Raw genomic sequence first — 10,893 nt, 5'->3', positions numbered from 1 at the left:
GACCGCCTGATGCGCCTTGCGGATCAGATTCTGACCGCGCTCGAAACCGCGCCGCGCCCCACCACGGCTATCGAGATTGGCCGCACCGCCCGTGCCATCATGGCCGTCGAGCGGATGTTGCGGGGGATATACACACCGCTGCTGAAGGCGAAACCGAAGCCGGTCAAGGAGGCAACTCCGGCCGAAACGCCCGCTGCGTCTCGTCGCCTTCGCGCCGATCCACCGCCCCCGTCGCGCCCTGAGGGGCTTACCGGGGAGGAGACAGGCCGCCCCGTGAACGGAGGGGCGTTGGCCCCTGAACGTACAGAAGAAGCGAAACCAGAGGCAATCCCCGTGGCCTCTCCGCACGGTGAGTGGTCAAAGGGCTGGGCCGACAAACAGGCTCAAATGCGCGAACAACGCGCCGCCCGCATCGGCAAATGGCCCGACGGCACGCCGTATAAAAAGTCGGGCTAACCTCTCCTCCCTGTGGTTTAGCTGTCGGGCTATCAAATCAGAATGCTGTTTTGATAGACAAAACTAAACATCATCCTGATGGCCAATTCGAAAATTGGAGAATCGTGAGAGAGATTAATCGGCTTATTTATCGGATGATACGCTTATGCTTAACTTCCAAGAACTTCCTAAAGACGGGGTGGCCTTAGAGCAATTAATCAGGGAAATAGCTATAACGTCAGGCTTAAGACCTCATTGGACGGGTACGGGACCGGATAGTGGCCGCGACCTCTTAATCGAGGAGCCACTCACAGGTCGTATTGCAGGGGGTACGAGGTTGTGGTTGGTGGATTGTAAGCATTTTGCCCATTCAGGAAAAAACGTAGGTGTCTCTGATGTTGTTGATATTAAGGATCGTTGCAGCAAAGTTTCTGCTGATGGATTTTTACTGGTTGTAACTACCGCCCCGTCATCGGAGTTAGTCAGAAAAATTTCAGAAATTTCATCGAACACTCCATTAAAAGTGGAGTTATGGGATGCGGTTTCAATAGAAAGGAAAATACTAACGCCGAGTACATATTTTATTGCACAGAATTTTTTTCCAAATTCCGCGAACAATTCTAAGTGGAAATTATACTATACAGACCAAGAGGAATCTTGGATGGCTCATTATTGTGGTTATTTCCTTTATTTAGAAAGTAGAGCTGGGAATCAGCCACTTAGTCTTTTTGATGCGGAACTGATAATAAATCAATTGCAAAAAGTTGATGTTGGTGAGGGGGAGGAACTGCGTGTCCGCCGCATTTGGCATGACACGCCAAACGGTCCATTTTATAATGTTTCGGCAGACTACCTCGTTCCATCCCACACAATACCGCAGCGCTCTCCCGAAATGATACGTCTTGATTTGCAAGATAACTGTATTGAGGGTGGCTTTGTTACATGGGATATACGGCTGCAAATAACTCTTCCAAATTCAGATTATTACTTTCCCGATGATCCATTATATTATAGGGAGTTCAAAAAGAAATCTATAGAAACTATTTTTGGATTTGCTGATATTGATGATATTGCCCATTATAAAGAATGGCCCTCACATAGAGGGCCCATAATTCGAAATTTTAACGATCAACTGATGTGGAAGCAAACGAAGGAAAATTTTGGCTACAAAAACAGAGGAGGTCTGGAGGTTATTGAGCTAAAGGTCACATAACCCCTCCTATTTCCAGATCGGCTTACCCGTCCCCGGCAATCCCATAGCCGCCCATTTTTCGCTGACGCGGTCGATGACGTCCTGCTCCATATAGAGCTTTTCGCCCCATTCGCGGTGGGTTTCCGGCTCCCACTTGTTGGTGGCATCGAGGCCAATCTTCGACCCCAGACCGCTTTCCGGCGAGGCGAAGTCGAGATAGTCGATCGGCGTGTTTTCAATGACCGTGATGTCGCGCGCCGGGTCCATGCGCGTCGAAATCGCCCACATCACGTCCTTCCAGTCGCGGCAGTTGATATCATCATCCACCACGATCAACCATTTGGTGTACATGAATTGCCGCAGGTATGACCACGCGCCCATCATCACGCGCTTGGCGTGGCCCGGATAGGCCTTTTTCATCGAGATGACGGCGATGCGGTAAGAACACCCTTCGGGTGGCAGCCAGAAATCGACAATCTCCGGAAACTGCTGACGGATCAGCGGGATAAACACCTCATTCAAGGCTTCGCCCAGCACGGACGGCTCATCGGGCGGCCGGCCGGTGAAGGTCGAGAGATAGATGGGCTGCTTGCGCCGCGTGATGGCCGAGACCTGAAACACCGGGAATTTTTCGACCGAATTGTAATAGCCGGTGTGGTCGCCATAGGGGCCTTCGTCGGCATAGTCGTCGAGCAGCACATGGCCTTCGAGGACGATTTCGGCTTCGGCGGGCACCATTAAAGGTACGGTCTTGGCAGGCACCAGCTCGGCCTTGGCCCCGCGCAGCAGGCCTGCGAACTGATACTCGCTGAGCGTATCCGGCACCGGCGTAACGGCGGCGAGGATGGTGCCCGGATCGGCCCCCAGCACCACGCAGGCGGGCAGGGGCTCTGTCTTTTTGGCCTTTTTCCAGCGGGCGTGGTGCTGCGCCCCGCCGCGGTGCGCCAGCCAGCGCATGATGGCGCGGTCCTTGCCCAGAACCTGCATCCGATAAATACCAAGGTTGAAATCGTCTTCGCGCGCTTCCGACGGCCCCTTGGTGACCACAAGGCCCCAGGTGATCAGCGGTGCCGGCTCACCGGGCCAGCAGCCCTGTACGGGCAGGCGCGTCAGGTCGATGTCATTACCGGTCTGCACCACCTCCTGCACCGGGGCTTTGGAGACGGTCTTGGGGCGCATCCCCATGACGGTCTTGGCCAGCGGCAACATGCTGAGGGCGTCCTTAAAGCCGCGCGGCGGTTCGGGTTGCCGCAGGAAGGCCAGAAGCTCACCCACTTCGCGCAGGTCCTGCGGATTGGTGCGATCTTTCCCTTCGAGTGTCACGCCCATGGCCACGCGCTTCACCGTGCCGAACAGGTTGACCAGCACCGGCATATCGGACTTTGAGCCATCGGGCAGGATGACGTTTTCGAACAGCACAGCCGGGCCTTTTTCGGCCAGCAGGCGGGTCTGGATCTCGGTCATTTCGAGGTGGGTGGAGACGGGCTCCGTCACCCGTACCAGTTCGCCTTCGCGTTCGAGCTTGGCTATGAAATCTCGCAGGGATTTGTAGGCGCTCATGACCGGGACTCTTCGTGGAAACACGGCTGCGAGACATAGGCCGATGAGGTGACGCCTGCAAGGGCGTTCCGTCCGGAGTTTGCGTGATCTCTCCTCCCCATCGCTGCGCGACAGGGAGGAGAAAAGAACGTAAACTTGCCGCCGAATCTGAGGTGCCTATGACGAAATTTCTGGTAATCGGTGCGACCAGCCTTGTGGGGCAGAGGCTGCGCGACATCGTGCCGCAGGCGGCATTCACCACGCGCAAGCCGAAACAGCCGAACGACCTGTTCCTCGACCTGATGCACCCGCAGGCCTTTGAGGGCGAGGGTTTTGCGCATGTGATCGTCACCTCGCCCCTCTGGCTGATCAGCGAGGCCGTGCTGGAGGTGTTATGGGCGCAGGGGATGAAACGGATCGTCGCTTTTTCCTCGACCTCGCGCTTCACAAAGACCTATTCGCCGCAGCCGGAAGAACGCCGCGTCGTCGAACTTTTGAGCGAGGCCGAGGCGCGTATCGAGGCCTTTTGCGCCACGCACGATGTGGACTGGACGATCCTGCGGCCGACCCTGATCTATGATGAGGGGCGCGATCAGAACGTCAGCCGTATCGCGGCGACCATCGACCGGCTGGGCCTCTTTCCGGTGTGCGGGCGGGCGTCGGGCCTGCGCCAGCCGGTCCATGCCCGTGATCTGGCCAAGGCGGCTGTGGGCGTGCTTTCGACTGACGCCACGGCCAACCGCGCCTATGACCTGTCAGGCGGCGAGACGCTCAGCTATCGCGAGATGGTGGCGCGGATATTCGCCGCCAAAGGCCACCCGGCGCGTATCCTCAGCCTGCCGGAGTGGGCGTGGCGGCTGGGGTTCGGGGTGCTGGGCGTTCTGCGGCCCGGCTCAGCGCTGAAAGGCAATGTCCATATGGCCTTGCGCATGAATACCGATCTGGTCTTTGACCACTCTGCGGCCACGCGCGATTTCGGCTATGATCCGGGGATATTCAAGCCGAATTTTTGAAGGATCGCCTCAGCCGTCCAGACGGCCTGACTGAAGCAGGCCTGAAGCAGATAGCCGCCTGTCGGGGCCTCCCAGTCGAGCATTTCGCCGATGGCGTACACACCGGGCAGGGCCTTCAGTTCGTAAGCCACCGTCAGGGCGTCAAAGCGGATGCCGCCCGCGCTCGATATGGCGCGCGCCAGCTCCTGCGCCCCGGTCAGAGTCAGAGGCACGGCCTTAATCAGGGCCGGGGTGACCGGCTGATCGCCTTCGCGCAGGACGGCGATCTGCGCCGGAGTCAGGTTAAGGGTCTTGCGTAAGCGATTGCTCAGACTGTCGTTTTTGGCCCCGCGCGACAGGCGGTTCTGGATCTGCGCCTCCGACCATTCGGGCTTGAGGTCTAATGACGCCACAGCCGCGCCCTTGCGTTCGATGGCGTCGCGCAGAGCGGCGGCAAAGGCGTAGATCAGCCCGCCTTCGACCCCGTCGCGCGTCAGCATCAGCTCGCCCTTGCGCGTGCGGCCATCAAAGGTCAGGGCGACGTTCTTCAGCGGCTCACCGGCGAATTTGTCGCGGATCAGGGCGCTCCAGCCGACGCGAAAGCCCATATTGGCCGGGCGCAACGGCGCGACGGGCACACCCTTGTCGCTGAGCAACCGCGTCCAACCGCCGTCTGAGCCCAGCCGGGGCCAACTGGCCCCGCCCAGCGCCAGCACGGTCACATCGGCGGCGACGCGCACGGTTTGGCCCTGATGCTCGAACGTCAGGGCCGATCCGTCCCAGCCCGTCCATGTGTGGCGCAGATGAAAGCCGACCTCCTGCGCTTCCAGTCGCGCCAGCCACTGGCGCAGCAGCGGCGAGGCCTTCAACGCCTTGGGGAAGACCCGCCCGCTGGTCCCGACAAAGGTGTCGGCCGAAAGCCCGTCGGCCCAGTCGCGCAAGGCCTTGGGCGGAAAGGATTCGATGGCGGGTTTCAGCGCCGCCGCCTGCGCGCCATAGCGCCCGATAAAGGCCGCCAGAGGTTCGGAATGGGTGAGGTTCAGCCCGCCGCGCCCGGCCATCAGGAACTTACGTGCCACCGACGGCATACGGTCATATATATCGACCCGCAGGCCCGCGGCACTCAGGCGTTCGGCCAGCATCAGGCCCGCAGGGCCGGCACCGATCACGGCGATGGAAGGGGAGGCGGTCATACCCGTCCTTAATCCCCCCGGACGGTCGCAGGCAAGAGCGGTCCCGAAATTGAGAATAATTCTTATTTATCGAAAACTCAAAGAGGATCAATTTCCCTCTTATGGGGCGCGTGCCTATGATGGCTCCACACATCGGAGATTGCTCCGCAGGAGGCCCGTCATGCGTCTGATTGCCAAAACCCTGTCCTACGGGACCATTCACGTTCTGGTCGCTTCGACCGTCGCCTTTGTGCTGACGGGCAACTGGGCCATTGCGCTCGGTATCGGCCTGCTGGAGCCGGTGGTGCAGACCCTGGTCTTCCCGCTGCATGAGTATCTGTGGGAGCGCAAGGCCCCGGAAAAGCTGAGCCTGTTCCACAGTCATTGAGGGCTTCTTTATTTCGCCCTTATCTTCCGGCATGACTCCTTCATTGCCAGCGACAGAGGTTCGGATTAACCGTCTCTCATCTGTCCTGTTTTTGAGAAGGATTCGCCTGTCATGAAGCGTCTTGTCATCCTGTCGCTTATCGCCATCCTGCCGGTCCTGTCGGCTTGCAACACCATCAAGGGCGTCGGCCGCGATATTGAATCGGTTGGTGAAGCGCTTGATAAATCGACGCGGTAGGCAGGGCAGGTAGGTCTGGCGTCCGTCGCCTGAAACCGCTATCAGGGCAGACATGACCGACACCGCTTCTGAACGCTATACCCAGCATGGGCTGCGGCCTCTGGTGAATTTTCTCCAGCAGGCGCGCACGCATTACCTTGAGCAATATCGCTCATTTATCGAAAATCACCGCATGGCGGGCAATGCCGGTGAGCCTGAGGTATTGCTTGAGGCCGAAGACGCCGCCCTGTTTGATGGTCTTCTTGTGGCCGATTATCTGATCACCGACGCTGACCCGCGCGTTGTGCGCTTTGAGCCGTCGCGGATGCTGAGCTTTAAGCCCATTACCGTAACGATTACCGGCATGGATATTGTCATCGAGCGCCTGCGCTGGGACGATGTGGTGGTGTTAAGCGACGTCGCCCTGCCGTCAAAGGCCGATCTTCAGGTATGGTTTGAAGACTGGACCACGCCGCGCGAAGGCGAGGACGAGCACCGCGAGGCGCTGGCCAATGTGCTGCACAGCTTCCGTTTCGAAGACGGTCAGTTCCGCATCGACTTCGGTTCGGCCCCACCCAAGGCGATCATCGACCTATTCCTGCTGCTGAACGAATCCGGCGCAAAGTCGGTGCGGCTGGTTTAAAACTATTGGCCACGAAAGCGTGTTTCGTGGCCGAAATCCCTTATGTCTTACGCACCTCGATCTCATCGACCAGACGTTTGACCTGAGCTTCGATAAAGCTCAGCGTGCCTTCGTCGGTAAACACGCCGTCGGTGGTCTTCTTGTCGATAAAGGGCACGACCACCTCGGCGCCGCCCAGCGGATGCGCGCCAATGGCCGCCAGAGTCCCGCGAATCTGCGATTGCGCCCGCACGCCGCCGGTCGAAGCCGGTGAGGTGGTTATAATCAGCGCCGGCTTGCCCGCCAGCGCCGCCTTGCCATAAGGGCGCGACAGCCAGTCGAGCAGGTTCTTGATGGACCCCGGCATGGCGTAGTTATATTCCGGGCTACCGACCAGAACCCCGTCCGCCGCCTGAACCTGCGCCCGCAGACGCGCCACGCTTTCCGGATAGGGCTCGACGTCAAGGTCCTGATTATAGACGGGAATATCGGCGACTTCGGCGACTTCGATTTCGACACCGGCCGGGGCATTGGCCGCCAGGGTGCGCAGCAGGGCCGTCGTGTAGGACGCTTTACGCAGAGAACCGGAAATGGCGATGAGCTTCGGGCTGGACATGGCAGTACCTCGCGTGATCTGTAATGTGGTTAGCTACACATAAGCCGGGCCTGGCGGGGCTGCAACCCTGATCGGGATAATAGCTTGCACCCGGCTGATGAAAAGGCGCAAGCTGTCTGCCTGCTGAACGAGGTCCTATGTCCGCGCATTCCCATCATCACGATCACAGCCCTCACGATCATGGGCACGATCATCACGGCCACAGCCACGACATAGGCCCGGCGACCGATCCCGCCTATCGCCGGGCCCTGTGGTGGGTGATGGCCATCAATGCCGTGATGTTCTTCGTCGAAATCGGTGCCGGCCTGCAAAGCCAGTCGAAAGCGCTGCTGGCCGATTCGCTCGACTTTGCCGGGGACGCGGCCAATATCGCGCTCAGCCTGTTTGTGCTGACGGCGGCGGTCAGGGTGCGGGCCAAAGCGTCGCTGCTCAAGGCGGCCAGTATGTTCGGGTTTGCCCTCTGGATCATGGGCACGACCCTGTGGCAGGTCTATACGGGGGATGTGCCGCGCGCCGAGGTGATGGGCCTGATCAGTCTTCTGGCGGTCGCGGCCAATGTCGGCTCGGCGCTGCTGCTGTGGAAGTACCGCGAAGGCGATTCCAACGTGATGTCGGTGTGGCTGTGTACGCGCAACGACGCCATCGGCAATCTGATGGTGCTGGGGGCGGCGGTCGGTGTGTATTTCACGCAGAACACGCTGCCCGACGCCATTGTGGCCCTGATCATGGTGGCCATGGGCCTTCAGGCCGCGGTGCGTATCACGGAACGGGCCTTGACCGAGTTGAAGGGCCAATAATCCCTCCTCCCTGTTGCGCAGCAATGGGGAGGTGCCGAGCAAGCGAAGCGTGTCGGGGCGGAGGGGGATGATTCCAGGCTTTTTAGCGCGGCCGGGGCTTTAGAGTCATCCCCCTCCGGCGCTGCGCGCCACCTCCCCACGGCAAAGCCGCAGGGAGGAGAGGAGATTAAAGGCCCAGACCCCGCAAACGCGCGCGTAGTTGCGGCACGATTTCACCTTCGAACCAGGGGTGACGGCTCAGCCACAGGCGGTTGCGCGGCGAGGGGTGCACCAGCGGGAAAAACGCGCCGTACTGATCCGCCTGCCGCACGCGCTCGGTCAGACTGAGGCGATCATTGAGATAATAGCCCTGCGCATAGGCCCCGATCAGCAGGGTAAGTTCGATATGCGGCAGGGTCTGCCGCACCCGTGCGTGCCACAGGGGAGCGCATTCCGGGCGCGGAGGATTGTCGCCGCTCTTTCCCCGTCCGGGATAGCACAGCCCCATCGGCAGGATGGCGAAGCGGCTCTGGTCATAGAAGGCCTCCGGTGTCACCTGCATCCAGTCGCGCAGGCGCTGACCCGACGCATCGTCCCACGGAATGCCCGAGGCGTGGACCTTCGTGCCCGGTGCCTGACCGACGATCAGCACGCGCGCGGCGGGGTCGGCGGCACGCAGCACCGGCCGTGGCCCCAAAGGCAGGTGCGCTTCACACACCCGGCAGGCGGCAATGTCGTCGAGCAGGCTCAAAACAGCGTGTCCTGCACCGGGGCGGCGTCATCATCGACAATATCGAACAGGTCATCGGGCGGCAGGGTCGGACCAAAGACGCTATTGTCGAGCCAGCCCTGCCATTGCCGACGCCCGATCATCACCGGTTCGCGGTCATGCAAGGCGGCCATCTGCGTGCGCGCCGGGCGGGTCAGTATGGTGAAGGTGCCGCCTTCCCACAGCCCGGCCAGCACCAGCGGTTCGCCATCGCGGCGCGTGATGCGGTGGCGGCGACCCTGATACCATTCGTAGAAACCCTCCACCGGCACGAGCGCGTGACGCCGGGCAAAGGCGTCGCGGAAGGTCGGTTTTTCCGCCGCGGTTTCGATCCGCGCATTGAAGGTTGAGGCTTTCGGCGTCGCCTTCGCCCAGCCGGGGATCAGCCCCCAGCGCGCGGTCATCAGCCGTGGCCCGGCGGTGACGATGGGGTAGGCGTCGGTGGGTTTGACCACATCGTGGAGTACCTCAGCCACAGCCTCATCGGTCATGCCGAGGCTGATCAGAAAGTCGCGCCACGCTTTCAGGGCCAGGAATTGTCCGCACATGGGATCAGTATAGGGGGCCGCACGCCCGAAACAAGACTCGCGCCGCGCATCGTTTTTCGTTAGGGAGGGCGGCATGTCTGCACCCTTTACCCGCATCTATGAAGGCGCTGAGCCGATCCGCCTCAACAAATGGCTGGCGCAATCGGGCGTCTGTTCGCGCCGCGAAGCCGATGCCTTTATCGCCGACGGGCTGGTCAGCGTCGAGGGTGAGGTGGTGCGCGATGCGGGGCGCAAGGTCGAGGCGGGGCAGAGCGTCAGCTTCAATCCGCAGGCGCAGGCCTCGCTCGATGCCAAGCTGACGGTCGTCTATCACAAGCCGGTGGGCATTGTGTCGGGGCAGCCCGAAGCGGGTGAGACTCCAGCGGTGCGCATGATCCGTCGGCCGAACCACTGGGGGCAACTCACCCAATGGCCCAATCAGGATTCGAAGCTGGCGCCGGTCGGGCGGCTGGATAAGGACTCGCGCGGGCTTCTGATCCTCTCGGAGGACGGCGTCCTGGCTAAGGCGATTATCGGGCCGGACAGCGAGCTGGAGAAGGACTATACGGTGCGCGTGCGCGGGCCCATTTTTGAGGCCAAGCTGAAATGGCTGCGGCACGGGCTGGAGCTGGACGGGCGCAAGCTGAAACCCGCCGTGGTCGAGCAGGTGGGGGAACAGACCCTGCGCTTTATCCTGAAGGAAGGCCGCAACCGTCAGATCCGCCGCATGTGCGATATGTGCGAACTGCGGGTTCTCGACCTCTACCGCTCGCGCATCGGGCCGGTGGAGATCGGCGACCTGCCCGAAGGCCAGTGGCGGCTGCTGACCCCGGAGGAACGGGCGGCCTTGCTGCGTTAGTGGAGGGAAAATGGAAATTTATCACTACGATTCGCACGATAAATTTTACCTGTATAAAGATACTGTTCCTGATTTAAGCCAAGACAGCATTCAAAAAGGTGAGGGGTTGCCGAGTAGTGCAACCTACATACGTCCCCCTTTCGAAGATTGTACTGACGGATTTATTCCAGTCTTTGAGGATGGGAAATGGGTTATAAAGGCAGACATTTTTTGGCATCGGAAACCACATGTTGAGGTTAATTTCGATGCCGGTAGAAAAGCATCGACCTTAGATTACAAAGATTATGAAGCTGTATTTCCTCATTTTAGAGATTGGCCGCAATTATGTAATACCGTTCTTGTTAGATTTAGATGTATTCAAGGAATAAGGATAATATATCAAAAATTTAGAGATCTGATAAGGCTGCATGATTCATTCAAATCAGGCAATGGATCGCTTAATAATGATTCGTGTCTTGTTCCATCGCCAATATACATATATAAATTTGAGTCTGAGTCTTTCGTTTTTTTAATGAGACGCATACTCGACTCAATAGTGCAAATGATGTGGGTGGAGCTGGAGTTTTCAAAATTCCAACACAAGCGCAAAATTGAATGCGAATCAATTGGGTTTTTATTAACCAAACACAAAGATTCGCAATTGTATAAAATATTTTGTGGTGACGAATTTTACGAGAAGGGCAATGAATGTTTTTTGGGCGTAATAAACGATCTGTTTAATGCATTTAAGCACTCTGTTATCCACGATGAAACCATGAGTTTAATTGGAAGTGAATGGCCTACGATTGTC

General features: G+C 59.0%; 14 protein-coding genes. 9 read left to right on the top strand and 5 right to left on the bottom strand.

From position 1 onward, the window contains the following. On the top strand, positions 1-456 hold a 456-nt coding region (locus tag LDL37_RS02055; RefSeq protein ID WP_290793594.1), incomplete at its 5' end, for a hypothetical protein. A gap of 145 nt (positions 457-601) precedes the next feature. Then, positions 602-1,648, top strand: coding sequence for a restriction endonuclease (locus LDL37_RS02050; protein ID WP_290793591.1), 1,047 nt, complete (start codon positions 602-604; stop codon positions 1,646-1,648). 6 nt (positions 1,649-1,654) lie between these two features. Here LDL37_RS02050 and LDL37_RS02045 read toward each other — a convergent pair whose 3' ends face one another. Then, on the bottom strand, positions 1,655-3,187 hold the full coding sequence (locus tag LDL37_RS02045; protein WP_290793589.1) for a UbiD family decarboxylase: 1,533 nt from the start codon (positions 3,185-3,187) through the stop codon (positions 1,655-1,657). Between the two features lie 158 nt (positions 3,188-3,345). Between LDL37_RS02045 and LDL37_RS02040 the strand changes: the two genes are divergently transcribed. Beyond that, positions 3,346-4,179, top strand: a complete 834-nt coding sequence (locus LDL37_RS02040) for an NAD-dependent epimerase/dehydratase family protein (RefSeq protein ID WP_290793586.1) — start codon at positions 3,346-3,348, stop codon at positions 4,177-4,179. Here LDL37_RS02040 and LDL37_RS02035 read toward each other — a convergent pair. Continuing rightward, positions 4,146-5,351: a TIGR03862 family flavoprotein gene (locus tag LDL37_RS02035; protein ID WP_290793583.1), complete on the bottom strand. Its 1,206-nt coding sequence runs from the start codon at positions 5,349-5,351 to the stop codon at positions 4,146-4,148. The two genes, LDL37_RS02040 and LDL37_RS02035, sit on opposite strands and share 34 nt — an antisense overlap. Positions 5,352-5,511: 160 nt before the next feature. On the opposite strand from LDL37_RS02035, the gene LDL37_RS02030 reads away from it, so the two are divergent. From LDL37_RS02030 to LDL37_RS02020, 3 genes are all read left to right on the top strand, one after another. Then, positions 5,512-5,718, top strand: coding sequence for a DUF2061 domain-containing protein (locus LDL37_RS02030; protein ID WP_126423380.1), 207 nt, complete (start codon positions 5,512-5,514; stop codon positions 5,716-5,718). A 111-nt stretch (positions 5,719-5,829) separates the two neighbouring features. After that, the gene (locus LDL37_RS02025) at positions 5,830-5,955 is read left to right on the top strand and encodes an entericidin A/B family lipoprotein (RefSeq protein WP_013480655.1); all 126 of its coding nucleotides are present in this window, start codon (positions 5,830-5,832) and stop codon (positions 5,953-5,955) included. A gap of 52 nt (positions 5,956-6,007) precedes the next feature. Then, complete coding sequence (locus LDL37_RS02020; protein ID WP_290793576.1) at positions 6,008-6,577, top strand: hypothetical protein; 570 nt, start codon at positions 6,008-6,010, stop codon at positions 6,575-6,577. Between the two features lie 40 nt (positions 6,578-6,617). Here the strand turns inward: LDL37_RS02020 and LDL37_RS02015 are convergent, their stop codons facing one another. Beyond that, entirely contained in the window at positions 6,618-7,172 is a 555-nt protein-coding gene (locus tag LDL37_RS02015) for an NADPH-dependent FMN reductase (protein ID WP_290793573.1), read from the bottom strand. A gap of 137 nt (positions 7,173-7,309) precedes the next feature. Here LDL37_RS02015 and LDL37_RS02010 point away from each other — a divergent pair, with 137 nt between their 5' ends. Continuing rightward, complete coding sequence (locus LDL37_RS02010; RefSeq protein ID WP_290793571.1) at positions 7,310-7,969, top strand: cation transporter; 660 nt, start codon at positions 7,310-7,312, stop codon at positions 7,967-7,969. 166 nt (positions 7,970-8,135) lie between these two features. Here LDL37_RS02010 and LDL37_RS02005 read toward each other — a convergent pair whose 3' ends face one another. Both LDL37_RS02005 and LDL37_RS02000 read right to left on the bottom strand, forming a co-directional pair. After that, entirely contained in the window at positions 8,136-8,699 is a 564-nt protein-coding gene (locus LDL37_RS02005) for a uracil-DNA glycosylase family protein (RefSeq protein WP_290793568.1), read from the bottom strand. Beyond that, the gene (locus tag LDL37_RS02000; RefSeq protein ID WP_290793565.1) at positions 8,696-9,265 is read right to left on the bottom strand and encodes an SOS response-associated peptidase; all 570 of its coding nucleotides are present in this window, start codon (positions 9,263-9,265) and stop codon (positions 8,696-8,698) included. The genes LDL37_RS02005 and LDL37_RS02000 overlap by 4 nt, the downstream gene beginning before the upstream one ends. Before the next feature lie 73 nt (positions 9,266-9,338). Here LDL37_RS02000 and LDL37_RS01995 point away from each other — a divergent pair, with 73 nt between their 5' ends. Both LDL37_RS01995 and LDL37_RS01990 read left to right on the top strand, forming a co-directional pair. Next, the gene (locus LDL37_RS01995; protein ID WP_290793562.1) at positions 9,339-10,103 is read left to right on the top strand and encodes a pseudouridine synthase; all 765 of its coding nucleotides are present in this window, start codon (positions 9,339-9,341) and stop codon (positions 10,101-10,103) included. Positions 10,104-10,113: 10 nt separating this feature from the next. Further along, positions 10,114-10,893, top strand: a 780-nt coding sequence (locus tag LDL37_RS01990) for a hypothetical protein (protein ID WP_290793559.1), incomplete at its 3' end; no start/stop codon positions are given.

This window comes from Asticcacaulis sp. (assembly GCF_020217185.1).
Taxonomy (GTDB): Bacteria; Pseudomonadota; Alphaproteobacteria; order Caulobacterales; family Caulobacteraceae; genus Asticcacaulis.
Note: the sequence above shows the minus strand (reverse complement) of the source record. Positions and strands in the feature narration are given on the sequence as shown.